The 26,389-nt window shown below is 45.0% G+C and carries 23 protein-coding genes and 1 pseudogene; 2 read left to right on the top strand and 22 right to left on the bottom strand.

The window, feature by feature from the left end:
- The 22 genes and pseudogenes from FS666_RS20305 to FS666_RS11000 form a co-directional block, all read right to left on the bottom strand.
- Positions 1–177, bottom strand: a pseudogene (locus FS666_RS20305) (RNA polymerase sporulation sigma factor SigE); the annotation flags it as partial.
- Between the two features lie 35 nt (positions 178–212).
- Positions 213–1,139, bottom strand: a complete 927-nt coding sequence (gene spoIIGA / locus FS666_RS10900; RefSeq protein WP_144469098.1) for a sigma-E processing peptidase SpoIIGA — start codon at positions 1,137–1,139, stop codon at positions 213–215.
- A gap of 253 nt (positions 1,140–1,392) precedes the next feature.
- A complete protein-coding gene (gene ftsZ, locus FS666_RS10905) occupies positions 1,393–2,529 on the bottom strand; it encodes a cell division protein FtsZ (RefSeq protein WP_120073858.1) in 1,137 nt (378 codons plus the stop codon).
- Positions 2,530–2,566: 37 nt separating this feature from the next.
- The gene (gene ftsA, locus FS666_RS10910; RefSeq protein ID WP_120073860.1) at positions 2,567–3,859 is read right to left on the bottom strand and encodes a cell division protein FtsA; all 1,293 of its coding nucleotides are present in this window, start codon (positions 3,857–3,859) and stop codon (positions 2,567–2,569) included.
- Positions 3,860–4,242: 383 nt separating this feature from the next.
- Positions 4,243–4,998, bottom strand: a complete 756-nt coding sequence (locus FS666_RS10915; protein ID WP_144460681.1) for a cell division protein FtsQ/DivIB — start codon at positions 4,996–4,998, stop codon at positions 4,243–4,245.
- A gap of 424 nt (positions 4,999–5,422) precedes the next feature.
- A complete protein-coding gene (murB, locus tag FS666_RS10920; protein ID WP_144460682.1) occupies positions 5,423–6,343 on the bottom strand; it encodes a UDP-N-acetylmuramate dehydrogenase in 921 nt (306 codons plus the stop codon).
- Between the two features lie 13 nt (positions 6,344–6,356).
- Positions 6,357–7,460, bottom strand: a complete 1,104-nt coding sequence (gene murG / locus FS666_RS10925) for an undecaprenyldiphospho-muramoylpentapeptide beta-N-acetylglucosaminyltransferase (RefSeq protein WP_120073864.1) — start codon at positions 7,458–7,460, stop codon at positions 6,357–6,359.
- Positions 7,461–7,872: 412 nt separating this feature from the next.
- On the bottom strand, positions 7,873–8,973 hold the full coding sequence (gene spoVE / locus FS666_RS10930; protein WP_120073866.1) for a stage V sporulation protein E: 1,101 nt from the start codon (positions 8,971–8,973) through the stop codon (positions 7,873–7,875).
- Positions 8,974–9,181: 208 nt separating this feature from the next.
- The gene (murD, locus tag FS666_RS10935) at positions 9,182–10,543 is read right to left on the bottom strand and encodes a UDP-N-acetylmuramoyl-L-alanine--D-glutamate ligase (protein ID WP_144460683.1); all 1,362 of its coding nucleotides are present in this window, start codon (positions 10,541–10,543) and stop codon (positions 9,182–9,184) included.
- 1 nt (position 10,544) lies between these two features.
- A complete protein-coding gene (gene mraY / locus FS666_RS10940; protein ID WP_120073871.1) occupies positions 10,545–11,519 on the bottom strand; it encodes a phospho-N-acetylmuramoyl-pentapeptide-transferase in 975 nt (324 codons plus the stop codon).
- Positions 11,520–11,521: 2 nt separating this feature from the next.
- Positions 11,522–11,962, bottom strand: a complete 441-nt coding sequence (locus tag FS666_RS10945) for a hypothetical protein (protein WP_144460684.1) — start codon at positions 11,960–11,962, stop codon at positions 11,522–11,524.
- Positions 11,956–13,416: a UDP-N-acetylmuramoyl-L-alanyl-D-glutamate--2,6-diaminopimelate ligase gene (locus FS666_RS10950; RefSeq protein WP_144460685.1), complete on the bottom strand. Its 1,461-nt coding sequence runs from the start codon at positions 13,414–13,416 to the stop codon at positions 11,956–11,958. Before FS666_RS10950 ends, FS666_RS10945 begins: the two co-directional genes overlap by 7 nt.
- Before the next feature lie 677 nt (positions 13,417–14,093).
- Positions 14,094–16,007, bottom strand: coding sequence for a stage V sporulation protein D (locus tag FS666_RS10955; RefSeq protein WP_120073875.1), 1,914 nt, complete (start codon positions 16,005–16,007; stop codon positions 14,094–14,096).
- A gap of 82 nt (positions 16,008–16,089) precedes the next feature.
- Positions 16,090–18,300: a penicillin-binding protein gene (locus FS666_RS10960; protein ID WP_144460686.1), complete on the bottom strand. Its 2,211-nt coding sequence runs from the start codon at positions 18,298–18,300 to the stop codon at positions 16,090–16,092.
- The gene (ftsL, locus tag FS666_RS10965; protein WP_120073879.1) at positions 18,297–18,653 is read right to left on the bottom strand and encodes a cell division protein FtsL; all 357 of its coding nucleotides are present in this window, start codon (positions 18,651–18,653) and stop codon (positions 18,297–18,299) included. Before ftsL ends, FS666_RS10960 begins: the two co-directional genes overlap by 4 nt.
- 33 nt (positions 18,654–18,686) lie before the next feature.
- Positions 18,687–19,619: a 16S rRNA (cytosine(1402)-N(4))-methyltransferase RsmH gene (rsmH, locus tag FS666_RS10970; RefSeq protein ID WP_144460687.1), complete on the bottom strand. Its 933-nt coding sequence runs from the start codon at positions 19,617–19,619 to the stop codon at positions 18,687–18,689.
- A 45-nt stretch (positions 19,620–19,664) separates the two neighbouring features.
- Positions 19,665–20,096: a division/cell wall cluster transcriptional repressor MraZ gene (mraZ, locus tag FS666_RS10975; protein ID WP_120073883.1), complete on the bottom strand. Its 432-nt coding sequence runs from the start codon at positions 20,094–20,096 to the stop codon at positions 19,665–19,667.
- Positions 20,097–20,237: 141 nt separating this feature from the next.
- Positions 20,238–21,866, bottom strand: a complete 1,629-nt coding sequence (gene bshC / locus FS666_RS10980) for a bacillithiol biosynthesis cysteine-adding enzyme BshC (RefSeq protein WP_144460688.1) — start codon at positions 21,864–21,866, stop codon at positions 20,238–20,240.
- 90 nt (positions 21,867–21,956) lie between these two features.
- Positions 21,957–22,400 (bottom strand): DUF3397 domain-containing protein, encoded by a 444-nt coding sequence (locus FS666_RS10985; RefSeq protein WP_235870378.1) that lies wholly within the window; start codon positions 22,398–22,400, stop codon positions 21,957–21,959.
- Positions 22,363–23,256: a 2-dehydropantoate 2-reductase gene (locus tag FS666_RS10990; RefSeq protein WP_144460689.1), complete on the bottom strand. Its 894-nt coding sequence runs from the start codon at positions 23,254–23,256 to the stop codon at positions 22,363–22,365. Before FS666_RS10990 ends, FS666_RS10985 begins: the two co-directional genes overlap by 38 nt.
- Positions 23,257–23,369: 113 nt before the next feature.
- A complete protein-coding gene (locus FS666_RS10995) occupies positions 23,370–24,908 on the bottom strand; it encodes an acyl-CoA carboxylase subunit beta (protein ID WP_144460690.1) in 1,539 nt (512 codons plus the stop codon).
- Positions 24,909–24,933: 25 nt separating this feature from the next.
- Positions 24,934–25,146 (bottom strand): acetyl-CoA carboxylase biotin carboxyl carrier protein subunit, encoded by a 213-nt coding sequence (locus FS666_RS11000; RefSeq protein WP_120073970.1) that lies wholly within the window; start codon positions 25,144–25,146, stop codon positions 24,934–24,936.
- 167 nt (positions 25,147–25,313) lie between these two features.
- On the opposite strand from FS666_RS11000, the gene FS666_RS11005 reads away from it, so the two are divergent.
- Both FS666_RS11005 and FS666_RS11010 read left to right on the top strand, forming a co-directional pair.
- Positions 25,314–25,793, top strand: coding sequence for an N-acetyltransferase (locus FS666_RS11005; protein WP_120073893.1), 480 nt, complete (start codon positions 25,314–25,316; stop codon positions 25,791–25,793).
- 66 nt (positions 25,794–25,859) lie between these two features.
- Complete coding sequence (locus tag FS666_RS11010; protein WP_120073895.1) at positions 25,860–26,291, top strand: DUF4064 domain-containing protein; 432 nt, start codon at positions 25,860–25,862, stop codon at positions 26,289–26,291.
- The last annotated feature ends 98 nt before the right edge of the window (positions 26,292–26,389 follow it).

A 26,389-nucleotide genomic window follows, 5' to 3' on the forward strand; every position in this document is an offset into this window, starting at 1 on the left:
CCTCGCCGTCTTGTCTCCATTTGGGAGCTTTTTGAGCAATATGGCTTCCTCTTCCCTGGAAAGGGGCGGGGGCAAAGCTTCACTCCCTCCTATATAATAAATTTCGTCGGATTTCCAACCCAGCTTCTTGAGGACCTTATACCAGTAATAGGTAAGATGCAGGCGAATTTTTTTCACGCAGTCTCCTCCTCCCATATTATTCGAACATGTGCCTAAGATGCGGTTTGCACGACAGCCTGTTCCACTATTGCAGGATGGACAATGCATTGGAAGCGGCCGTCGCTGGATAATTCTTGGTCTGTAAAAATGATCAGGGCTTTCTGGACAGCCTTCCGCTCGTCCTCCATCTGAAGATATATAGCTTCAGGCTTGAATGCACAATGCAGCCGGTTATTGGCTCCAAGTGTCTTTGCAGGTATCAGCCTCATCTTCTCGCTCCATATCTCCGGAATTTTATCTGCCAGTTCAATAGGATTGTTATTCTTGTCTGACAACTGCAGAATCTCCTCCGGCAGCTGATCCTTAAATGCGGATACGGCTGCAATCATAACAGGCGTTTTGGATATGGGGTCATACAATTGATTTCCGCTGTCAATCAATCCTTTCAATTGAAGATCGAGTCCATTGATCTGAATAGTGACATCAATTAGAACATCATACTCAATGGAAGAGATAGTCAAATCCTCAACTCTTTTCCTCGAAAAATGCCAGGCGATCGGAAACGCTGCTGCTACAAACAGCCAGCTGACCGGGTCTCCGAATCCACGGAGACCTTCCAACGATACAGCAGTCCTCAGTTTCAGATCATATGTCAGAAAATAATGGGTTCCCATTAAAATTCCGCCCATCAGAAAGGTCGAGAAATAGAATGTCAGCAAACAGGAAAGGAAGGACTTGAATCTCTTAAATCCAAATACTGTCAAAACCATGCAAATGGAAATGCCCATTTTCATAACTGGGTGGCTGGCAACAGAAGCCAATGGGGTTAAAGCGAACAAAATCAGGCATGAGCCCATCAACCCGCCCGCCAGAACTTTCCATATTTTCACCTGTCTCTTTAAAAAGATAGCGGTAATCCACAGCAGCAAGCTGTCCGCCAGGAAATTCAACAACCAGATGACATCCATGTAAATGACCATGATTATTATAAGGCCCCCCTCCAAAGAGGCTAAAAAATTAAGAATACCTGGCTTTTTCTATTAATGATTAGTATAGCGGACGCCAAAAATGGAATGTGTCACTTCCTGTACGTGAAACTAGAGAAATTTTCACAATTTACATCGAAGAATGACTAATGAGGGAGAGAACTTATAAGAGGGAGTTCACGTCAAATTCGGGGGTGTAAAAGAGCAAAAAACCAGGTGGGATTCACCTGGTTTAAAAAATGCGAAATTATCTTCTTCTATTTCTATTTCTAAGAAATGTCGGGATATCCAATGTATCTTCAAGAGGTTGCTGTTGGCCGGTTCTTGCCGGTTCTTGCGCCTCTTCCCTTTTTTGCTCACGGTTCGGAACCTGGTTTTGCTGAGTCCTCACTTGGCCGAACAATGGAGTTTGCTGCTTAGGCTGCGCCTGGACTTCATCAAATCCGGTTGCAATGACTGTAACCACGATTTCGTCCTTTAAGTTATCGTTAATAACGGATCCGAAAATCATGTTTACTTCCTGATCGGAAGCTGTTGCAACAATATCAGCAGCTTCCTGAACCTCATAAAGGCTCAAGTTCGTTCCACCGGTAATATTCATCAGGACACCTTGGGCCCCATCAATGGAAGTTTCAAGCAGCGGGGAAGAGATGGCCTTCTTTGCAGCTTCGGCAGCCCTGTTTTCTCCTGTGGCCACACCGATTCCCATCAAAGCGGAACCTTTATTGGTCATGATTGTTTTAACATCGGCAAAATCCAGATTGATCAATCCCGGAACGGCGATTAAGTCGGAGATACCCTGGACACCTTGTCTTAAGACGTTGTCAGCTTCCCTGAATGCTTCCAGCATCGGTGTGCTTTTATCAACGATTTCCAAGAGCCTGTCGTTCGGAATGACGATTAACGTATCAACTGACTCTTTCATGGCTTCAATTCCGCCGCTTGCCTGGGTTGCACGCTTTCGTCCTTCAAAAGTGAACGGCCTTGTTACCACTCCGACCGTCAGCGCCCCCAAGTCCTTTGCGATTTGAGCGATCACCGGTGCAGCACCCGTTCCGGTACCTCCGCCCATTCCAGCCGTGACAAAAACCATGTCGGCTCCTTTTAGGGCCTCTTCAATTTGTTCCTTGCTCTCTTCGGCAGCTTTTTTTCCGACCTCGGGATTGGCACCTGCTCCCAGTCCTCTCGTCAGCTTTGCGCCGATTTGCATTTTTATTTCAGCCTTGGATAAGTTCAAAGCCTGGGCATCTGTATTTACAGCGATAAATTCAACACCCTGCACTTCATGTTCAATCATGCGGTTAACAGCATTGTTTCCGCCGCCGCCAACTCCGATTACCTTTATAGTTGCCAAAGAATCAACACTCGTATCGAAATCCAACATGATATGTCCTCCTGTTCGTTTTATTCAACCGGATGGCCTATTCGAAAAAGTAGCCAAAAAACTTTTTAACTTTAGTGGATATTTTCTTATCCGGGTCTTTTTCAGGCTTTTGCCTTCCCGACTGGTGTGCGTCTGGAGCTGCCCCGTGATCGTGTTCATCTGTTACATGGACCGGGGACGCGCTAACGCTTCTCCCTTGCAATCTGGCATTCTGGTAGGAATACTTGATTAATCCTACAGCAGTCGTATACTGAGGCTCACGGACACCGATATAATCCGGGATGGCTACCCTGACCCGGCTTTGGAAAATCATTTGTGCGAGCTCAACGACACCGGACATGTTTGCCGAGCCCCCGGTCAACACAAAGCCTCCCGGAAGGTCAGTGATTCCCATTCTTTTCAATTCATTCTGGACCAATTCAAAAATTTCTTCCATCCTGGCTTCAATGATATCCGAGAGCTCCAATTGATTGAATTGCTGATGCTGGTCACTGCCAATTATGGGCACACTGAAAACTTCATCTTCCGAAGCATGATCATAAAATGCATGTCCATATGTAATCTTGATTTTCTCTGCATCTTCCGTAGCTGTCCTGAGGCCGATAGAAAGGTCTTTTGTAATATGTTCACCGCCTACCGGGATGACACTCACATCCTTGATGCTGCCGTTTTCGAATATAGAGAGCGTTGTTGATCCGCCACCCATATCAATTAATGCAGTACCAAGCTGCTGCTCATCCTTTGAAAGGGCTGCTGCAGCCGCTGCAAGCGGTTGAAGTACAATATCGGTAATACTCAATCCTGCCCGTTCAACACAGCGCAGCGTATTATGTAAAATGGTCTTGGCCCCGGTGATGATGGTTCCTTCCATTTCAAGCCTGACCCCAATCATTCCGCGGGGATCAGTAATTTCATCCAATCCGTCAACAATAAATTGCCGCGGGATTACATTGATGATTTCTCTTTCCGGCGGGATGGAAATGACTTGTGCCGCATCCATTACCCTGGCTACATCGTCATTCGTAATTTCCCGATTTTGGCTTGATACGGCCACCACTCCATGGCAAGGCTGTAAAGCGACATGGTTGCCGGCAATTCCGACAATCACGTCATTGATTTTCATTCCAATCATTCTCTCTGCCTGCTCGACCGCACTTTTAATCGAATGAACCGTTTCATCTATATCAACTATGGAACCTTTCCGAATTCCTTTGGCACTTACATTTCCAACTCCAATTACGTCCAAGGAATCGCTGCCCATGGAACCTATGATCACCTTTACGGTGGATGTTCCTATATCGAGACTCACATACATCTCGCTATTGTTCATTCCGCGGCACCTCCTTCAACTCTCTCTTTATACTGAACTTGATATATCGAAATTTCATAAATAATCATCCTTGACATGGCAATTACTTTTATGTATTCGGCAAATTCAGGTAATTTCCTTTTAATCTATCGAATTATTTATGAGTTTCATTCGTTAATTTTCTCCGCCGCCGGCCTCTTCATTCCACAATATTCTACGTTTTACGCTATATTTTTTAAAGAGGCTGTAAAAAAACAGCCACTAAATATAAGTCTACACTAAGATTGCGCCCTAGAAAAGCCAAACTTGCGATAAGGAAAATATTATCGGGCAATTATAATAAAATCATGTAGAACTTTGTCACCAAAATTGAATAAGAATTCTTGCGGCTTCCCTGCCCCTTTCTATTCTTTGGTTTCATATGCTTTGAAGAATGAACCGACTTCCATATCTATGACACCTTTGACCTTTGGGTCCAGCTGGCTGACGATAGACGGGTAATGCACCATCTTTTCTGAGAAAGTCAAAATGGTTGCACTCACTTCGAATCCGTCATTCATAAAAAGAGTGATGTGATACTTGTCCGTATTTTTCGGTGTATAATGGACTTCAGAAATAATATTTACAATTTCCGGAGGCAGTTCCTTCAATTCCCTGGCCATATTTTCCAAAATCTTATCTTCATTGAAATTGGATAATATTGGCGCATTGACCGGCACTGCGCCTTCCAGGCTATTTTTTACAATCAGCCCATTCTCCAGAATCGGATGAAAATCCGTTCCTGTGGAGACGTAAGCAATAGTCTCATATTCCTGAATTTGCAATTTTACGGTATTGGGAAAACCGATTTTGACTTTTGCATGTTTCACTTCCTCATGGTTCTCCAGCTTTTGGATCACTTTCTTTTTGTCCAATTTCCAAATGTTGGCCCCCTTCTTAAGACCGCTTTTGTCAATTATTAATTGATCCGGGACCGATTCATTGCCTTGAACTGTAATATCGTTCACATGGCTTAAAGGGGATTGAAAATAAATCACTAGCATGATCAGGAGAAAAAACAAGAAAATGAGGAAAATAAGCCGCCTGTTCGCTTTCCGCTTTCGATGTTCTTTTATTTTGGGAATCCTGTCTTCCAGGGATAAAACTTTCCTTTGATTCACGGCTTTCCCCCCTTCTCCAATTTTCTCCGGACTTTTCATCGATAAACAGGCGCTTGCGTTTTTCAAATGTCCAGCTCCGGGCTCCAGCGACTAGCAGACTTCCTCCTCTAGGTGCTCCAAGGTATAGTATATTCGATAAGCTATGTTACCTTGTCGCAAAGCTGCTTGAAGTTTACTCGAGGAAGTTTTACACGATGTTATTGAAGTCAGCAGCTTTCCTACGATAAGTCAACATCGGCTCGCCTGCGGGTTCGCCGTGTTTCCTTTATCTCGTCAGGAGTCGTCCAGTCTAGCTACAGACGGCAGGGGCTCGAGGTCGCTTCAGTCCAACCAATGAAGTCAAAAAACGACTTCACTGGCTGGCCCTCCAGCGCTTGTCGCCCCTAGGCAGCCGCCTTCCGCTTTTCGCTCAGTCTGTACGTCGCTAAGCGTCGCCCTTTGCTTTTCTTTCTACTATCTCGACTTCTGTATGCATTTCAATGCCGTTTCTTTCCCGAACCGTTTCTTTCATATGTCTGATCAGCGCCAAAACATCCGCTGCTTTTGCCGATCCGTTATTGACGATAAAGTTTCCGTGGAGCTCGGATATTTGTGCCCCGCCTATGGAATATCCCTTCAGGCTGGCGTCCTGGATCAGCTTTCCTGCATGCTCCGGCAGCGGATTGCGAAATACACTGCCGCAGCAAGGTTTAACAGGCTGGGTATCGCGGCGGTAGGTCCGGTGCTTTTTCATTTCAGCCGCAATCACCTCGCGGTCTCCTTCCTCAAGGTCAAATACAGCCTCCAGAACAATTCCCGGGCGCTTCTTTTGAAGAACAGAAGTCCGGTATGAATATTCCATTTCTTCATTGGTCAGCCATTCCACAGTCCCATCCGGGAACAGCACCCGCGCTTTTTCCAATATCTTTGAAATATCAGAGCCGTGTGCACCGGCATTCATATATACGGCGCCTCCGACGGATCCCGGTATACCGCCTGCAAACTCAAAGCCGCTTAATCCTTTTCTCCCCAAGGCGTTGGCCAGAACGATGAAGGAATACCCTGCACCGACCCGGACTTTTGTTCCATCTATTTCAAGATGGTCAATGCCTTTTCCAAGTTTGATGACCACTCCCGCAATTCCTTCATCAGATACGAGAAGATTGGACCCTCGGCCGATCACCCTCCAAGGCAATTGATATTTCTGGACAATATCCATTGTCTTTAATAATTTATCTATAGAATCAGGCTCTACAAAAATTTCCGCCGGCCCTCCAACTTTTATCGTTGTATGATTGGATAGCGGTTCATTTTCCTTTACCTTTCCAACACCGTTGGCACGCAGTTCCTCAATAATCTTTTTCATTTTCATGCCCCTTTCAATTCCTGCCGCGTTCAATCATGTCTAAAAGTACATTATATAACCGGTCTGATGCATCGGGCATCCCCAGTTTCATCGAAGCCTCGCCCATGTTTTTCCTTTTTTTATCATCCAAAAGGATATCATCAAGCGCGGCAATCAGCTTTTGGCCGGACAAATCCTTTTCCGGCAGCATGATGGCTGCACCTGCAGACGTAAGCACCGAAGCATTCTTTTCCTGATGATTGTTCGTTACGTACGGACTCGGAATAAGTATTGACGGAAGCCCAAGCGCCGTGATCTCCGCAAGCGACGTAGCTCCAGCCCTTCCTACAACAACATCTATCTCTGCAAGCACTTCTTCCATATTATGAATAAATGGAACGACCGCTACATTCGGAGAGTCTCCGATCAGCGCCACTTCTTTCTTTACATCATCGAAATGAACCTCTCCGGTTATGTATAAAACTTGGTACGGTTTATTGGCAAGCTGTGCCAATGACTTTATTACAGCTTCATTGATCGGCCTCGCGCCTCTGCTTCCTCCCGTTATAAGGGCTGTAGGAATATTTTCCTTTAAGCCCAGCCTGGCCAATTCACCGCGGCCTTCTTTTCCGGCCACTTCCGAAGCGCGCGGATTTCCTGTGAGTATGACTTTTTGAGCAGGGAAAAACTCCTTGGCAGATTCAAAACAGATGGCTACTTTTTGGACATATCTGCTTAAAAATTTATTTGTTAGTCCCGGTACACTGTTTTGTTCGTGAATAACTGCCGGGACCTTCTTTTTTGCTGCTGCATATACGACGGGAGCGGAAACGTAGCCTCCGGTTCCAATTACCACATCCGGCTTAAATTCCTTAATGATTTGTTTGCTCCGTCTGACGCCCTTAAAAAACCGGATGATCGTTTTAATATTTTCAAAGGAAAGCGACCTTTTAAAGCCGGTAATTTCCACTGTTTCAAAAGGTAAATTCTCTCTTCGGATAATATTCGCTTCCAATCCTTTTTCTGTTCCGATATATAGAAACGTTGTATCCGGATGCTTCTCTTTGATTGTGCGGATCAAAGCTAGCGCCGGATAGACATGTCCTCCGGTACCCCCGCCGCTGACAATGATTTTCATGATAACACCTCAGTTAGTGTAATCTAATTAATAGACCAAACTCCTTAATTATCTTATTTTACTATATTTTATACAAGAAAAATGTGTTCAGTGCAGATTGTTGTTATTTTGAAATAAAAAAGAAACCCAAATGATATTGAGTTTCTTGTTGTTGAGAAGGTAATAAATGCTTAAACTGCAAATAATTTTCTCCTTCATATTATGCTGCGTCTAGCTCCAGCGCCTATCGACTAGCAGACTTCGCGACTCCTCCTACGATAAGTCAACATCGGCTCCGACGGACAGGACGTCCTAGTGCAGGCGAAGCGACAGGACGTCGCTGCTTGAGCCTGCCTTCGTCGCCGTGTTTCCTTTATCTCGTCAGAGTCACTCCAGTCTGTACGTCGATAAACAGGCGCTTCCGCTTTTGATATCAGACACGCGCATATCGGCTTATATTCAGCAGTACACCCACTGCCATCAGCATGATGGTCAATGATGATCCTCCGTAGCTTAAAAACGGGAGTGTAATTCCAGTTACAGGCATTAATCCTGTCACCACTCCAATGTTGATCATCACCTGGATGGCAATCATGGAAATGATTCCCACTGCCAGGAAACTGCCATATAGGTCAGGCGCCCCAAGGGCAATTTTTATCCCGCGCCACAGCAGAAGGGCAAACAGCAGTATGACAAGACTTCCCCCAATAAAGCCAAGCTCCTCCGACAGGATGGCAAAAATGAAATCGGTCTGCGGCTCGGGCAAATAAAAGAATTTCTGCCTGCTTTCACCAAGCCCCAATCCGAATAATCCGCCCGGCCCGATCGCGTATAACGACTGGATAATTTGAAAGCCGCTGTTTAGCGGATCCTGCCACGGATCGAGAAACGAGGTGATCCTGGCCATCCGGTAAGGTGCGGATAAAATCAGGCCGACAAAGCCGGCAAGCCCGGCCAATCCCAAAATGGCAAAATGAAAAATCCGGGCACCGGCTATAAAAAGCATCACGAAGCAAGTACCGACCATCACTGTTCCCGTCCCGAGATCGGGCTGCAGCATGATCAGCCCGAATGCAAGAAACACCAATGATAAGGAGGGCGCCAGGCCCTTTTTTACCGTAGTAATATACCTTTGCTTTTCTGAGAGGAACTTCGCCAAAAAAGCGATCAGTGCAAGCTTGATGAACTCGGACGGCTGTACGGAAAACGCCCCTACTCCGATCCAGCTCCGGGAACCGTTTCTTTCCATTCCGATACCTGGAATCAAGACCACCAGCAATAATATGAAACAGATGATCAATATGGGCTTGGCCCATTTGCGCCAAGACCAATAATCAATGCTCATCATTAAAAACATGGCGGCAAAGCCCAGTCCTGCAAATAGAAGCTGTCTTTTTGCAAAGAAAAAGGAGTCATTGAATTTATAATCTGCCCATACGGCGCTGGCGCTGTATACCATGATAAGCCCGATGGCCAGCAATGTCATTGTGACAATGATTAAAATAAAGTCGGGTGTAGATTTTTTCAAGGGCAACAGTCAGCACCTCTGCCTCCACTGTAATTAAGCCTGTTCCATACACCTTTTTAGAGGATGTTCAAAAATTCGCCAAATGATAAGCGGCGAATCTCTTCATTGGCTCGTTTCTGCGCTGCTCATGTATTAAAAGCATACATTCCGCTGCTCGTAACTTCGCCGCCTCGATCTTCTTGCTTCTAATTTGTCAACTTTTTGAACTCCACTTTTATTGGCTCTCCTTCAGTTTATGCACGGCTTGGGCGAAAATATTACCCCGTATTTCAAATGTCCTATACTGATCCCAGCTTGCGCATGCCGGGGACAATAAAACAATATCGCCGGGTTCTGAAATTTTATATGAAAGCGGAACAGCCTCTTCCACATTATCGACGTGATAAATGGATTGTATTCCCGCTTCTCTGCCTGCTTTTTCCAATTTACCCGCTGTTTCACCGAATAAAATCAGCGCCTTGACGCCGGATAAATACGGAACAAGCTCTGAAAATCCATTCCCCCTGTCCAATCCGCCGGCAAGCAGTACGACAGGCTCCCGGAAAGCCTGCAAAGCACTTTTCGTTGCCAGTATATTTGTGGCCTTGGAATCATTATAAAACTTTCTTCCGTTAATTTCCGAAATGAGCTGGGTTCTGTGCTCCACCCCTTGGAACGATGTCAGCACCCGTTTAATCGCGCCGTGGCCGACACCGAGGAGTTTCACCGCTGCTATGGCCGCCAAAATATTTTCCTGATTATGCTTTCCTGGAAGGAGGATCTCTTCAAGGTCAATGACCTCTTCACCGAAATAAACGATTTTCCCTTCCCTGATGGAAACGCCTTTTTCCAGATAGCGTTTTGTTGAAAAAGGAATGAGCGCGGCCTTGGAAAAACGAACGAGTTCCAGCAGCTCTTCCTGATCGGCATTGACGATCAAGAAATCATCCTCAGTCTGGTTCAGTGTAATATTCGCTTTGGCCCTCGCATAATTTTCTTTCGTCTGATGATAATCAAGATGCGCTTCATACAAATTCGTGATGACGGCAATATGCGGCCTGAACTGATCCACACCCATCAATTGAAAAGAAGATAATTCCACAACCATCTGATTTTCACGGGTCGCCCTCATGGCCACTTCCGACGCCACTGTCCCGATATTCCCTGCAATCAATGGGTGCCGGGAATCTTCTTCAAGCATGTTGAAAATAAGCGTCGTCGTTGTCGTCTTTCCATTCGATCCGGTAATGCCGATGATGCCGGCTTCTGACACGCGGTAGGCGAGCTCGATCTCCGTAATGACCGGGATCTTCATTTCCATCGCCTTTGAAACTAGCGGGTTTGTATAAGGGATGCCCGGATTTTTAACGATCAATTCGAATCCTTCATCAAGCAATTCGGGCGGATGGCTGCCGCAAATGACCGTAATGCCTTTTTCAAGAAGGCCTTGCGCCGCAGGATTTTCCTCGAAAGGTTTTTGATCATTGACGGTGACAAAAGCCCCCAGCTTATGTAAAAGAGTGGCAGCTGCAATGCCGCTTTTCGCTAATCCTAGCACGAGTATTTTTTTATGCTGGTAGTCCGTAATATTCTTCAATTCACACCCACACCTCTATGTAAATTCCTAAAATGGCAAAAAGCAGACCGACAGCCCAAAACGTGGCGACCACCCGCCACTCTGACCATCCGACCAGCTCATAATGATGATGCAGCGGACTCATTCTAAAAATCCGCTTGCCTGTCAGCTTAAAAGAGATCACCTGCAATATGACAGACAAAGTTTCAATGACGAAAATCCCGCCGATCACCAATAAGATGATTTCTGTCTTGGTCAAAATGGCTACAGCAGCAATCGCTCCTCCCAGAGCGAGAGAGCCGGTATCTCCCATAAACACCTTGGCGGGATGCGCATTAAAGACAAGGAATCCCAATACTGCTCCCACAACAGCAACCGAAAACACTGCCACTTCATACTGAGACTGGCTCCAGGCCAAAATGGCGAATGCCCCAAAGGCGATGGCGGCTGTGCCGGAGACAAGCCCATCGAGGCCGTCAGTCAAATTGACAGCATTAGAGAATCCTACAAGCCAAAATACAATAAAAAAGGCGTACAAAGGCCCAAGCTCAAGAGAGAATTCCGTCAACGGGATTTTAATGGCTGTAGAAAAACCGATTGACTTCAATACAAAATAAAATACAAGGGCAATGATGACCTGGCCAAGCAGTTTTTGCTTGGATGTCAGCCCAAGATTACGCTTAAGGGCGATCTTAATGAAATCATCCAAAAAGCCAAGCAAGCCGTAGCCAAATGTGACCAAAATGAGCAAATATGTATCAGAACCCGGTTCTGTATACTTTCCGGTCATGACCAGTGTTGTGGCAATGATGGATATGATGATCAAAATGCCTCCCATTGTCGGAGTGCCGCTTTTCTTTTGATGCGATTCCGGTCCCTCGTCACGAATGCTTTGGCCAAATTTCAGCCTTCTTAAAAAAGGGATGAAAAGGGGGGATAATAAGACGGTAATAAGAAAAGCCATGATGATTGTAAATAAAACGACTTTTTCCATCATCTTTACCTCACCCCGTTCCCGTCAACGCAATTTTCGCCAGAATGAATCAATTGTCTCGTTGTTTCAATGAAATCATCCGGAACTGCGCTTCCATCTGATTCAGGCAAAATGACCCGCGTCTTATTATCTGTCTTTTCGATGCCCATTTTGCGGCTGTAGTTTTCCAGAATCTGGAGGACAGCAGACAACGGACCTTCTTGTGCAAGAAAGACCGGGAAATGATTTGGCGTGTAAAAAGGCAGTTCTTTTTCAGAAGGCCAGACGGCAGCCACTGCTCCGTTGGAAATGGCCGCCTGAAGGTCTTCATCCTGTCCGGTTTGTATAAATAAGCCTTTTGGCTGTTCTTCATTGCTGGCGAAAGCGATGCAGCCAAAAGAAATGGCGGCATTTTTGACACCTTTTGTCTCAGGTATGATCTTTTCAACATCTTCATATGTCAACATGTTCTTAACTCCTTAATGGCATTGCTCGCAACGAGGCGGTCATCAAAATCAAACACTTTGTCCCCGATGATTTGATACGTCTCGTGCCCCTTCCCTGCTATTAACACTACGTCCCCTTCCCGGGCAGCATGGATAGCTGCAGTAATGGCTTCTTTCCGGTCTGGGATGACTTGATATTGCTCTCCCCCGACGCCCTTTTCCATATCTTTTAAAATGGCAATCGGGTCCTCCGTACGGGGATTGTCGGAAGTGAAAATCGGATCGGTTGCATATTTGCAAGCTGCTTCGGCCATGAGCGGCCGCTTTGTCCTGTCCCTGTCTCCGCCGCATCCGACAACGGCAAAAATTCGTTTTCCGGCAAATTCCCTTATCGTCTTCAACACATTTTCCAAACTGTCGGGTGTGTGGGCATAGTCGACGATAACGGAGAAATCCTGCCCCTCGTCTACGCCTTCAAAACGTCCGGGAACTCCTTGGACAGACTCCACCGTACGAATGATGGTTTCAAGCGGGACATTTGAAACATATGCGGCTGCTATTGCGGCAAGTGTATTATAGACGCTGAATTTGCCCATTAATTTCAAAGAGACTTTATTTTTTCCTTCAGGAGAAATCAGTGTAAATGATGTGCCGTTTCTTTCCATAACGATATTTTCAGCCATAAAGTCTGCGCGATAATCAATTCCGTATGTGACAACATGCGCAGACGTATCGGCAATATACTGCTTCCCTGCCGGGTCATCTGCATTAATGACGGCAAATTTAGGCTTCGTGTATGTATTTCCGAGCCTTGTAAACAGAAGCCCCTTTGCCTTCTTGTACTCTTCCATCGTCTTGTGATAATCCAAATGATCCTGTGACAGATTGGTAAAGACAGCCACATCAAAGTCACATCCGTCTACCCTTCCCTGTACAAGCGCATGCGAAGAAACCTCCATGACTGCGGCGTCAACACCTTCACTGACCATTTCGGCAAAGGTTTCCTGAAGAACGATCGTGTCGGGAGTCGTGTTCTTTGTCTCTATTATCCTGTTTCCGATTTTCATGCTGATCGTTCCAATCAGGCCTGCCTTAAAGCCTGCTTCCCTAAAAACCTCTTCGATCATGAAGCTTGTCGTCGTCTTCCCATTTGTGCCGGTGATGCCGACCAGGCGAAGCTTTCCGGTCGGATGACCGTAAAATGCATCGGCCAAAACCGCCATCGCATGTTTCGTATCATTGACAACGATTACCGGTACGGAAAGAGGCAGAGCCCTTTCGGATATTATGGCCGCCGCTCCCATATCGGCCGCTTCCTTTGCAAAATCATGGCCGTCGGCATGATGTCCTTTAATACAGATGAACATCGAGCCCGGCTCTACTTTTCTATGATCATTTACAATTGCAGTGATTTCCGGATTTTCCAAATCAGGCTTTACCAGCGGCAAAGCTTTTAAAAGTGTATGCAGATTCATCCTTACGATCCTTTCTATCTCATTGAAATCCGGTTCGGCAATTTAAGTGCCAGGCCGGAAATTCAAAAAATTTCAAACGGGAAAGGCCTCCCGACTTTATTTGCAATCATTTTACCACATCCGGCATTCATAATATACCGCGACGGACAAGCGTATGGAAAGTGAAATCAATATATTTTCCAATGATTTATTTTCATATTTTTTCACATTTCTCAGTGAATAGTTCAAGAAAAGCGCAAGGCGCGCAGCCTTAGGCGACAAGCACAAGACGAATTTTGATGAGGCAACTTTTCAGCCACCACAGCAAAGCAGCTAATTTAAATCACACCGTGTAAAGCATCCCTGAGAGGCTTCGTGCAGCTTTGCGACGAGCTGAACAAGGCTTCCTCGAAAAGGCTATGGCGCAGGAGCATATTCTTCCTGAGTAAGCTTTCTTGCGGCTTGATCCTTGCGCCGATGGCGCCTGAAGCTAGACATAGCACATACCAATTTTAAAAGAGAGCTTAGTAAAATGTTATACGCTTATCTTTTAAAAAAGCGCCGTTATCATCTTATGCCATTCCGGAAATAAGTTCCCGAATTTTTTTAATCTGAAAAATCTACCCTTAAGTCTAGGGTAGATTTTTGATCGACTCGTTTTTTCATTTTAATACCCTATTTAAACAGGCGATCTTTCATTATTTCATATAAACCCTTATAACTGATCCCTCTTCGACCTTTACTCCCGGATCAGGAGCCTGCTGGACAACTTTCGTTCCATCACCGCTGACTTCAAGCTTCAAATCCAACATTTGCTGAAGCAGTTCTTTCCTTGTGAATCCTTTCAGGTCCGGGACAGTGACCATCTTCGGATCAAGCCAGTTTGTCTTTTTTTCGATCTGATTTTTTCTTGGCTTTACATCAAGGGCACGCAATGAGTCCTCCATGATTTTCCCTACGATAGGTGCTGCAACAGTTCCTCCAAATTGAATTGTCCCTTTTGGATTGTCCACTGCTGCGTATACGACAAGCTGGGGATCATCCGCAGGCGCAAAACCGATGAAAGAAACGATATGATTGTTCTCAAGATACCTTCCGTCTTTGGCTTTTTGGGCGGTTCCCGTCTTGCCCCCGACCCGGTAGGTATCTATAAAAGCATTCCTCCCCGTACCTTGGGCAACGACACTTTCAAGGGCATGGCGGATTTCTTTGGATGTCTTTTCGGATATGACCCGCCTTTTAGCCACAGGAGTCTTCCTCATGGCAACTGTCCCTGTGATGGGATCGACCAATTCTTTCGCAATATACGGCTGGTATAAAGTCCCGCCATTCACCGCAGCAGCCACCGCGGCAACCTGCTGGATGGGCGTGACTGACACTCCCTGCCCGAAAGCGGTTGTTGCCTGTTCGACCGGACCCACCTGGTCCATTTTAAATAATATGCCTGTTCCCTCTCCCGCCAGGTCAATGCCTGTCTTTTGCCCGAAACCGAATCCTTTTATATATTGAAAAAGCTTTTCTTTGCCCAGCCGGTCTCCCAGTTCAACAAATCCCGGGTTGCATGAATTTTGGACAACTTCCAAAAAGCTTTGGCTGCCATGTCCCCCTTTTTTCCAGCATCTGAGATTGGCTCCGCCGACTTTCACCGAACCGCGGTCATAAAAGTGGTCATGCTCCAGGTCGACAAGTCCCTCTTCGAGTGCCGCGGCAAGGGTGATGATCTTAAAAGTGGACCCCGGTTCATAGGTGCTCCAGATCGGTAAATTCCGATTGTAAATTTCCTGGGGCACATCGCGGAAGTCCGCAGGATCAAACGAGGGCCTGCTCGACATGGCCAAAATTTCCCCGTTGTCCGGATCCATGGCTATTGCCACAATTCCGTCCGGCTTAAACTGGGCTTCTGCGTTATCCAATTCTCTTTCCATAATCGTTTGGATTCTCGTATCAATTGTTAATTTCAAATCATATCCGTCAACCGGTGCCTCAAAATCATCCGACATATCCGGCATCCTTCTTCCTTTGGCATCGGAAAAGAATTGAACAGAGCCCCTTTTGCCCCGCAGCTCTTTATCATAATAGAGCTCAAGGCCCATCAATCCCTGATTATCTATGCCTGTAAATCCCAGCACATGGGATAAATAGCGTCCGAACGGATAGTGGCGCTTTGAATCTTCGGCAATGTAAACACCTTTTATATCCAGTGCCCTTACTTCCCGGGCTTTCTCATAGGAAATTTTTCTTCCTTCAGGGATACGCTCGATGGAGGAATTTGCTGTCATGCGTTTGTACAATTTATCTTTTGATACATTCAGGACCGGAGCCAGGCTTTCGGCGGCAGCAGTCGGATTTTCAATTTGCCTCGGTATAATATATACAGTCGGGGCGCTTTTATTTTCGGCAATCGGTACACCGTTGCGGTCGGTAATCTTTCCCCTTTCCGGTTCAAAAGGGATATTTCTGCTCCATGAGTCACGGGCACGGCCCGATAAGTCATCACCCAATACGAATTGTACATATCCCAGCCTTACATCGATGATTAAAAAAACGATAAGTCCAATCAGCAGGAAATAGGACAGTCTTTTTCTCACTGTTACAGTTGAAACCCGCTTCACAAAAGGCCCTCCTCTTTTTACGGCTCGTTCAACTATATGTCTTGTCCTGCTCAATTAGACCAATCGCCAATCCGCCGCCGGATCAGTCCAGCGGCGCTTCTTCATCAGTCTTGTCATTTTCGGATTTCTTTTTTTCCATAATATCAGCTTGGGACGCAAAATTGGCTACAAGCTGGTCACCGGGTGAAACCTGGGATTTAGGCTTTATGTTTTGCTTTGTCAAATAGCCGTTTCCAACCATATTCACCTTTAATTCCGCCAGTTTGGCCACCTTGAGAACGTCTCTTTTCGACCATCCTGCCATATCCGGAATTGAAAGCTTTCCGTCCGTCTTAATGATCACCCTTTCCCCTTCTATGACTGTATCGCCATGTTTGGGAGAATGGGCAAGAACCTTTTCTCCACTGCCAAGAAGCACTGGCACAAGGCCCTTTTCTTTTAAATGTGCTGATGCCTGCCGAGCATTCATTTCGGTCAAATCCGGCAATTCTATGATGACAGCCTCTTTTTTCTTTTCGGGCTCGATGTTCAAATACTGGAGACTGCTTTTCATCACCGGCTTGAATATTTCCGAAACGGGCAATGCTCCATTTTCATCCTGCTTAAGTTTCGGCTTTTCTACAACCACATACATAAGCAGTTTAGGATTGTCTTTCGGAGCCATTCCCAAAAAAGAAAAGATATAGTTCTCCCTTCCCTGCAAATACCCGCCTCCTGGAGCAGCTATTTGTGCAGTTCCGGTTTTCCCTGCCACGGAATATCCATCGAGCTGGTAGAATTGATTTCCGGTACCGTTATCCGATGTAATGACAGTTTCTAGAATATCCCTCACTTCTTTGGCACTTTTTGGGCTCAGCGGCTGTCCGCTCACTTCGGGCTTTGTTTCGGTGACATCCCCGGTAGCCGGATCCACAATTTTATCGACCACATACGGCTTCATCATCTTACCATCATTGGCGATTGCTGAAGCGGCTTGAATCATCTGCATGGATGTCACTGTCGTCCCCTGCCCAAATACACTTGTCACTTTTTCAATCGGCCAATCATACAAAATTTTTCCGCTTGCTTCATTCGGAAGGGCAATGCCCGTTTTTTGGCCGAATTTAAATTTGTCCATATACTCCCGCCAAGTATCTGTGCCCATTTTTTCCAAAAGGTATGCAAATCCGACGTTTGAGGAGCGCTGGACCCCTTCCAGGTAAGTGATAGGGCCCCAGCCGCGTCCTTGGTTATGATCTTTGATCGGCGGCTGCTTCTTGTTTATATAATATTTTCCGGAAGGGAATGTCGCATTCGGATTGAAGACCCCTTCTTCAACGGATGCTGCCAATGAAAATATTTTCATTGTCGATCCTGGTTCAAAGGAACTTTCAACCACTTCGTTATGCCATGTTTTTTCTATTCCCTCCCGGGTGACCGGATGATAGGTGGGGCGCTGTCCCATACCTAGGATTGCTCCCGTCTTCGGATCGGCGACAACTGCAAGGATCCTGTCAGGTGAATATTTCTGATCCACCTTATTCATCGCATCTTCAAGAAACGTCTGGATTTTTTTATCAATAGTCAAATAAATGTCATTGCCGTTTTTCGGCTCTTTGATCTGTTTTTTGGCGTTAGGCAAAATATAGTTCCAGACATCTCCCTTGTATGTAAGGGAACCATCCTTGCCTGTAAGCATTTTATTATAGCTTTGTTCCAATCCCGCTTTCCCGACAATTTCTGAAGGTTTCCCATCAGCCTGCTCTCTTTGGGCATAGCCAATCAAATGGGAAGCGAAGATGCCGTTCGGATAAAAGCGTTTTGTATCTTTGATGAACCCTATGCCCGGCAATTTCAGCTTTTCAATTTCCTCTTTCACCCGGTGGGAAAGATCTCTTCCTGCCGGGCCAAATTCGACCTGCTTCCGCTCTTTCTTTGTCAGCAGCTCATAGATTTCCTGCTCACTGAGTGGAATATGTTCAGAGAGTTCCCTGGCTGTTTTCTCCGGATCCACTACATGGTTAGGGTGCTCCGGGTCCGCAGTAACCGTCTCATCCAATACAGCGATGAGTGTGTAAGATGCTGAATCTTCGGCGATCACCTCACCTTCGCGGTCATAAATGGTCCCTCTCTTGGCTTTTAACACATCGGTCCGCAAATACATTTGCGAGGCTTTTGCAGCCAGCGCCTGCCCCTTCACCTCACCGGTATACTGGATTGTTATGAAACGTACTGCCAAGACAAAAAAAAGCAGCCCGAATATAAAAAATAACAGCGCCGCTCCTATGTTTCTATTTTTTTTTTGAACATTCATTTATTCTCAACAACCTTAACATTATTCTCGTTCAGGTTCAGCCCCAGTTCTTTGGCTTTCTTCCAAACCCGCTCGTATCTGCTGAGCTCGTCAACTTGCATCGCCAGGTCATCGTTGACTTTCTCATGTTTCTGTATGGTTCTTTCCATTTCCTGTACATCTTTATTCACTTCGTAAACCGCCGCCTGAACCGTGACAATTTTCACTGCCATAAAAATTATAAATGCAGCGAGAAGCAAATACAACACTTTTTCGCCCGGGCTTATTTTAACATGCCGCTGGACTTTTGTTATTTGGACTTCCTTTTGCTGGGCACTATTATTTTGTTGAAGTTGGCGTGCCAAGTTGCTCATTAGTTTTCCCCCATTTCTATCTGTTTTTTAGGTCTATAATTTTTCTGCTATTCGTAATTTCGCTGATCTCGAACGATTATTGGCTTCCAATTCAGCCTCTGTTGGAACAATCGGCTTTCTATTTACCAGTTTCAGTACAGGCTTGTACTCTTCAGGAATGACCGGAAATCCCGGCGGAAGATCAGGGCCTTCGCTCGCTTCTTTGAATACATGTTTGCAAATCCGGTCTTCCAGTGAATGGAATGTAATTACGCTAATCCTTCCACCGGGATTTAAAAGACGAATAGCCTGTTTCAATGAATCTTCAAAAGCTTTCAATTCATCATTGACGGCGATCCGTATGGCTTGAAAAATCCTTTTGGCCGGATGGCCGCCTTTTCTTCGCGCCGGTGCCGGAATGCTCTCTTTGATAATATCAACCAGCTCGCCTGTTGACTTAATAGGCTGTTTCCTTCTTGCCGACTCGATATTCCTCGCCACTAGCTTCGAAAACTTTTCTTCCCCGTACCGAAAGAAAATCCGTACCAAATCTTCATATGGCCATTCGTTCACGACATCATAGGCCGAGATCTCTCCGTCCAAGTCCATCCTCATATCCAATGGCGCATCATGGTGATAACTGAAACCCCGTTCGGGAGTATCCAGCTGCGGTGAGGATACTCCCAGATCATAAAGAATTCCATCCACATGGGTTATTCCCAAATTCTCCAATTCAGCAGCCAGATCCTTAAAATTGCTTTTTACCAATATCAATTTGTCTTTGTAATCTGCGAGCTTTTTTTCTGCATTCGCAATAGCCGTCTCATCCTGATCAAAGGCGATCAGCTTTCCGCCGCCTGATATTTGGGACAAAAGGTATGAGCTGTGTCCTGCACCGCCCAGTGTGCAATCGACATATGTACCGTTTGGCTTTATTTTCAGTCCATCAACTGTCTCTTGTAACAATACTGTCGTATGGGAAAACAATTTTACAATTCACCATCCAAATCATTCAACAAGCTTACGTGACGTTTAAATGTCGAAGTCAATCATATTCTCGGCTATTTCTGCAAAAGATTCTTCAGATGCTAAAGAATAGTCTTCCCATAAATCTTTGCTCCAAATCTCAAAACGGCTGGATACCCCTAAAATGACACATTCTTTTTCCAGTTTCGCATAGCCAAGAAGCGAAGCGGGCAAATTGACCCTGCCCTGCTTGTCCAGTTCACATTCCACGGCTCCCGAGAAAAAAAACCGGGTAAAAGCACGTGCGTCTTTCTTGGTCAGTGGAAGGGCTTTTAATTTTTCTTCGATCTTTTTCCATTCTTCCATCGGGTAACCAAACAAACATTGATCCAGCCCCCGGGTAACGACGAATGAATCCCCCAAGTGCTCCCTATATTTGGCAGGCACGATCAGACGGCCTTTTGCATCAATGTTATGCTGGTATTCACCCATGAACATGGACATTGCCCCCACTTTCTATAATTACTGTACCACAATCCCCCACTTGCCACCACACTTTTTTAATCTATTTTCCCGGGTTTTTATCTTTGCTTTTCGATAAAAAAAAAGCCTGCTCCCGAGGAAGCGGCTTTTTTCCATTTATATCCTTATAATTTTATGTCTGCCGTCAAATTCATATGGCAAGTTTAACAGTTCATCGATAAAATTTTTTCCGTATTCATTGAGATAATAAAAGATGTTCCAGATTCTTTCCTGAGGCTGGCCGTCGGGTTTGAGCATCTGCTCAACACGATGATATTTTTCTAGCACAGCACTGTGCTTCTTTGTCATACTGTCTTCCACTTTTCTTTGCAAAAATTCCAATTGCCTGATTTGCATGGCCAAGTTAGTTTCCGCCAGCTGAACATGCCCCCGGTCAATTTCATTTATTCTTGCAATGATTCTCTTATATTGTCCAGCCAATACCTCTTTCGTACCCTGGATCAGTGACTCAAACCCGTCATCTTTAATGGAAGACATAAAACGGTTTCGGTCGTCGGCTGTTCCTTTTTCCAACACCTTAGCAACGGACAAATTCAATTCATCCAGGTTCCGGTCCGTTGTCTTATCAAGGAGCGTGATATTCAGCCTTGGAACAATGGGCGGCATCTGGCTCCCCATTGCCTGAAATGCGGGAAGCAGCTCTCCCCAGTATGCGATTTCCCCCGGCCCCGCAATAAATGCCAGTGTGGGAAACAGCCACTCCTGCATGAGGGGGCGTGTCACCACATTATTACTGAACCGTTCAGGATATAATTCAAGCAATTCAAAGAGCTCCCCGTCGGTAAATCGCAATTCGTTTGTTTTGCTGACAAATACTTTTTCTTCCGGGTCAAACTCCAGCAGATCCCGTTCATTTTCATGATAATAAAAGAGATTCGCGGCATAGCCGTCAATTTCAATTGCTTTTGAAAAACCCATGCCCTGTTTTTTTTCCTGCTGGTTCAGTACGGAATCGGTGATCATTTGTCTATTATTGATGAGGCTGGAGAAAAATGGCTTTTCAAGCTGTCGGAGCATTGGGTCCGCAGAGTCAATGAGCAGCAGGCCGTAATCTTTGAAGAAATACATGATCAAATATGAAAAAAATTCGGTAAAGGTCCTTGTATTTGAGATCGCTTCATCAATGACAGCAAGCATATCCTTTGTATGGGAACGGTCGCCAAAATATGAAAAGATTTGGCGGGTCCATGCTTGCATCTTCTCTTTATCGAACTCCATATGGGAAGCCATCATTTTCCCTGCGAAAGCTTCATTATAATTTTTCTTTTTAAAATTCTCTTTCCCCGGGGCAAATATATGGTTAATCTCCAAATAATCATGATCTTCACCTGCAATCCAAAAAATCGGAATAACAGGCTGCCCCAAATCCCTTTCCTGCTGTTCAGCCAACTTTATGATCGAAATGATTTTATGTATTGTGTATAAAGGCCCTGTCAGTAACCCGGCCTGCTGTCCGCCGATCACTGCAACCGACCGGCGGTCCCGAAAATATTCAAGTGAACGCTTAACGGCGGCAGAAGTTGGAAATTTTTTCATATAATGATCGATGCATTCTGCAATGCCTTCCCGGTTAAATTGGCGTTTCATCAAATCATCATATCGCTGCCGGAAAACTGTTTCTTCTTTTATGTTATATTGGAAGAAATCTTTTACAGATTCCATATTTTCAATGTATAGCGAAGCAAAGCGATTCGTTGCCGGTACGGCAGCATTTTCCAATTCCATCTATGTACTTCCTTTCTCCAACTGTTTCAATCACATGAAGTATAGCAAACTATATGAAGAAATGACATTTTCCTGCTTAAAGGCTTCATGCTAGACACTGAAAATCAAGCTTTTTGCTCTCGTTATAATTCCAAATAAAAGAAGGCCGATGTAAAAGACCGAGAACATGAGAAAGTTGAGCCGCAGGTAACCTGCAAACACTTTCCGGTAAATGATCTCTTCCCTTGTTTTCCAATGCAGGAAAGTGAAGAACACGGCCGTGACAAGCATGAATAAGATGATGATAAACAAATAAGAGCTTTCCCATATGGTCATGATTAAAAAATGCACCGAGACAATCAACACGAATGTAGTCGAATAAATGGCGGCATTGAGCGCTTTCCGGTGATTTTTTGTTAATTGTTTGACGACTGTGAAAATCAATATATAAAAAAGGAGCGGCAGCGTGATGAATAAAGCTGCTGCTGATGAAAAAAGAGTCCCCACCTTTGATTGCTCATCTCCTCTCCTGTTCGATTCCTTTGACCATGACATAAGCCATCTGAACTGCCTTAAGCTTGGCCCCTTTTTTTTCCGCAATTTTGAGAATGTATCCTAATATGGCATCTATTTCAGTTTTTCTGCCTTCCTGGATATCCTTTAACATGGATGAGGTGTTCTGTTTAGTATTTTTGCAGATACCGACGATGCTGTTAAATAATTCTTCCTTATTGCCCAAGGGGAAAATCGAATAAATTTCTTCAAACATTAGTTTTAATAACTCATAATAATACGGATTATCAACAAGCCTTCCGTTCTTTACCTGAAAAATCACAGTCAGCGGATTGATCAACGCATTTGCCATCAGCTTATTGATCAATGTAGTCCGATAATCATCATGAAAGCAAACCGGAAATCTTGGATCGGAACTTTTCGGAAACCTTTCTTCCATATCATAGTTCCCTTTGTAAACAGACACGTTCGTTTGCCCGGCTCCATTATGAGAGACGGTCCGGTCATCCAATCGCTTGGCACCATGCTCTACAGCCGCGACCAGGATTTCCTCCTGCGGCAGTGTGTTCAAAAACTCCAGATGCCCCATTCCGTTTTGGATGAAGCATAACGGAATTTCCTTTGGAATGGAACTAAGCAAAGACATTAAATGTGATAAATCATACTGCTTTACAGCAATGATCAGAATGTCCTGATCTGAAATTCCTGATTCTCCGATTGCGGCATCCGTTTCAATCACTTTTTCCCCTGCTTCCTGAAAAAAGAGACTGATTCCCATATCCCTGATTTTCTGTGCCTGTTCCTCTCTCCTTGTAAAAACGGTTACCTCATGGCTCTGTCCCAAATACGCTCCGAATAGCAAACCGATGGAACCTCCGCCAATTATACCTACTCGCATCCAATCACCCAATTACTTAATTAAACTTACTATTATTTTAGCAAATGAACGTTCTCCAGCCTATTCCTTTTCCAATAAAAAGTTCCTCTTTCGAAAAAAAGAGGAACTTTTATTCAAACAGGATATACAGGGTGCTTCCTTGTACTGAATACAACATCTTTTGTCTTGTATAAATTGAACCGGTCAATCAGCGTTCTTCGCAAATCTGCCGGCTCGCTTATTTCATCCACGATCAATTCAGACGCAAGCTTATATATATCAATATGTTCCTTATATTCTTCCTGTTTTTCAAAAACGAACGTCCGGCGTTCTTCGGGATCTTCGATAGCCTCGATTTTATTTGAATATACTGCGTTCACCGCCGCCTCCGGCCCCATAACTGCAATTTGTGCTGTTGGAAGGGCTATGCATACATCAGGCTCAAAAGCAGGTCCTGCCATGGCGTAAAGCCCTGCCCCATATGCTTTGCGGACGATGACGGATATTTTTGGCACAGTGGCAGAGCTCATTGCTGCGATGAATTTGGCCCCGTGCCTGATAATCCCTGCCCTTTCAACCTTTGTCCCGATCATGAAGCCTGGGACGTCAGCCAAAAATAGCAACGGAATATGGTAGGCATCGCAAAGCTGGATAAATTTGGCCCCTTTATCAGCAGAATCAACAAACAGGACTCCGCCTTTCACTTTGGGCTGATTCGCAATGATGCCTGCCGTCTGGCCGCCAATTCTTGCAAAACCGGTAATGAGTTCTGAAGCAAAAAGTTTCTTGATTTCAAAGAAGCTGCCTTCATCAATGATGGCATCTATTGCCTCATACATGTCAAAAGGCGCATTTTGGTTTTTGGGGATGATCTCTTCAAGCCCTCTTCCCTCTTTAGGGCCTTTTCCTTCACACTCCTTGGGCTTTTCTGTAAAATTGGATGGAAAATAAGTTAAATATTTCTTGGCTGCTGCTATGGCTTCCTCTTCCGACTGGGCCAAAATATCTCCGCAGCCGCTGACGGAGCAGTGCATTCTCGCACCGCCCATTTCTTCGAGGGTCACTTTCTCGCCAATGACTTTTTCAGCCATTCTTGGAGATCCCAAGTACATAGAAGCATTCTTGTCTACCATGATGACAATATCGCAAAACGCGGGGATATAGGCACCCCCTGCAGCAGATGGCCCGAAAAGAATGCAAACCTGCGGAACCATGCCTGACAATTTCACCTGATTGTGAAAAATTCTTCCGGCACCCCTCCGGTTAGGAAACATTTCCAGCTGATCCGTTATCCTGGCTCCGGCAGAATCAACCAAGTAAAGCAAAGGAACTTTTAACTTTTCCGCAGTTTCCTGCATCCTGATTATTTTTTCAACTGTCTTGGCGCCCCACGAGCCTGCCTTGACTGTTGAGTCATTGGCAATCACCGAGACGGTTTGCCCGTTCACCTTGCCGATTGCTGTGACCACACCGTCAGCCGGCAAATCCCCCGCCTGATAATTGGCAAACAATCCGTCTTCTTCATATCGCCCTTCATCAAAAAGGATGGACAGCCGGTCCCTTACAAACATTTTATTTTGCTGCTTTAATTTTTCATGATATTTTTGGCTGCCTCCTGCCTGGACCGCTTTCTTTCTCTCAAGCAAAATATCTTTGTCTGTCTTATCAGCCATAATGAAAATCTCTCCTTAATGCCTATTATTCCATAATAAAAAGAATATCCCCTTCATTAACAAAGTCACCGGAAGAGACGTTCACTTTTGTTATTTTACCGGCTTCCGGACTTTCGATTGGAATTTCCATTTTCATTGATTCCAAGATCAATACTGTTTGGCCCGGAGATACATCTTCTCCGGCGCCGACTTCAATTTTCCAAACTGTGCCTGCCATGGTCGCCTGAATTTCTTTCATCTCCATTCCTCCGTCTCCTTTTTTTCAAAACCTAAGACACGGACATCACAAGTGATGTAACCGCTTCCTCTTTTCCATTATATCTGAAATTTTTCGGAGTTTGGTATATAATTAGATTTAAATTACATAATTAAAATGAAAATTATTTACAACAAGGGGATGAAAGCATGCCGGAGGAAGTAAAAAAACTTAGAATCAACTACAAAACGATGGAGGAATTTAAAAAATTCAAGGAATATGGAGCCCAGGAACTTTCCATGCTCGAGGATTTGCAGGAAAACATCGTGGAGGATGATCTGGACTCTCCGTTTTACGGGATCTATTTCGGGGATAAACTTGCAGCACGCATGAGCCTGTACAAAAGGGAAGCTAAATTTGACAAATATTTTGATCCGCCGCAGGATTATCTTGAGCTGTGGAAACTGGAGGTCCTCCCGGGCTTTCAAGGAAAAGGGTATGGTAAGAAGCTTGTCGATTATGCAAAAAGCTTTAATATGCCTATTAAGACAAACCCGCGTTTAAACTCCCGGCCATTTTTTGAAAAAATGGGGTTTCAAAACGTCAAATACGATGTCGAAAGGGATCTGGGCGAAAATCCGCTTGTCTGGTATCCTGAAGGCGTAACTGAACAAAAAAATAATGAATAAATGAAACCAAATATGTTCCTGTCCCGTACACTTTAGTATACTTTTACAGCTATAGGAGGTTTTTATTTGAAACGTACAGGGGAACTTGTCCTTGGAATCATCGGCATCATTTCAAGCGCACTGATGTCGTTGTTCGGCATGGTTTTAATATGGGCCAAATCTGATGAAGTTAAATCAATAATGGAAGAGGGAATGGCTGCTGATCCGGACCTTGATCTCAGCCCCGGAGATATCAACATGTTGATGGAAGGATTGGGAAGCTATGGATGGGCCGTAGTAATCGCATCCATTATCGGCATCGTTCTGGGACTGATTGGGGTAATAAGCATAAAAGGAAATAAAAAGCCGAAATTAGCCGGATGGATGTTCATCATAGGTGCTTTGTTGACAGGTATCATTTCCATCGGATTGGGATTTGTACCGGCACTTCTTTATTTGATAGCCGGAATAATGGCTTTTGTCCGCAAGGCTCCGCCCGAACCAGAACCGCCTTACTAGCAGCCACCGGGCCGATCAACGATCGGCCCGGCTTTTTTATTGTTAGGAAATTATAAAGCGCTTAAGTTGTAGATAACTCATTATCTTTTTGTGCTACG

Origin of the sequence: Siminovitchia fortis, from assembly GCF_007681465.1 — a bacterium.
Taxonomy (GTDB): Bacteria; Bacillota; Bacilli; order Bacillales; family Bacillaceae_C; genus Siminovitchia; species Siminovitchia fortis.

What these genes read in the sequence shown, in the direction of transcription:
- FS666_RS10945 (WP_144460684.1), bottom strand. Translation starts at nt 11,962, where the DNA reads ATGTTGACATATGAAGATGTTGAAAAGATCATACCTGAGACAAAAGGT.
- spoIIGA (WP_144469098.1), bottom strand. Translation starts at nt 1,139, where the DNA reads ATGGTCATTTACATGGATGTCATCTGGTTGTTGAATTTCCTGGCGGAC.
- bshC (WP_144460688.1), bottom strand. Translation starts at nt 21,866, where the DNA reads ATGGAATTGGAAAATGCTGCCGTACCGGCAACGAATCGCTTTGCTTCG.
- FS666_RS10960 (WP_144460686.1), bottom strand. Translation starts at nt 18,300, where the DNA reads ATGAATGTTCAAAAAAAAAATAGAAACATAGGAGCGGCGCTGTTATTT.
- murB (WP_144460682.1), bottom strand. Translation starts at nt 6,343, where the DNA reads ATGAAAAAGATTATTGAGGAACTGCGTGCCAACGGTGTTGGAAAGGTA.
- mraY (WP_120073871.1), bottom strand. Translation starts at nt 11,519, where the DNA reads ATGATGGAAAAAGTCGTTTTATTTACAATCATCATGGCTTTTCTTATT.
- FS666_RS11005 (WP_120073893.1), top strand. Translation starts at nt 25,314, where the DNA reads ATGCCGGAGGAAGTAAAAAAACTTAGAATCAACTACAAAACGATGGAG.
- FS666_RS10985 (WP_235870378.1), bottom strand. Translation starts at nt 22,400, where the DNA reads ATGTCATGGTCAAAGGAATCGAACAGGAGAGGAGATGAGCAATCAAAG.
- ftsA (WP_120073860.1), bottom strand. Translation starts at nt 3,859, where the DNA reads ATGAACAATAGCGAGATGTATGTGAGTCTCGATATAGGAACATCCACC.
- mraZ (WP_120073883.1), bottom strand. Translation starts at nt 20,096, where the DNA reads ATGTTCATGGGTGAATACCAGCATAACATTGATGCAAAAGGCCGTCTG.
- FS666_RS11000 (WP_120073970.1), bottom strand. Translation starts at nt 25,146, where the DNA reads ATGAAAGAAATTCAGGCGACCATGGCAGGCACAGTTTGGAAAATTGAA.
- FS666_RS10990 (WP_144460689.1), bottom strand. Translation starts at nt 23,256, where the DNA reads ATGCGAGTAGGTATAATTGGCGGAGGTTCCATCGGTTTGCTATTCGGA.
- FS666_RS10995 (WP_144460690.1), bottom strand. Translation starts at nt 24,908, where the DNA reads ATGGCTGATAAGACAGACAAAGATATTTTGCTTGAGAGAAAGAAAGCG.
- ftsZ (WP_120073858.1), bottom strand. Translation starts at nt 2,529, where the DNA reads ATGTTGGATTTCGATACGAGTGTTGATTCTTTGGCAACTATAAAGGTA.
- murG (WP_120073864.1), bottom strand. Translation starts at nt 7,460, where the DNA reads ATGAAAATCATTGTCAGCGGCGGGGGTACCGGAGGACATGTCTATCCG.
- ftsL (WP_120073879.1), bottom strand. Translation starts at nt 18,653, where the DNA reads ATGAGCAACTTGGCACGCCAACTTCAACAAAATAATAGTGCCCAGCAA.
- FS666_RS10950 (WP_144460685.1), bottom strand. Translation starts at nt 13,416, where the DNA reads ATGAATCTGCATACACTTTTAAAAGCTTTGCCGCTGGTAAAGCCTGAT.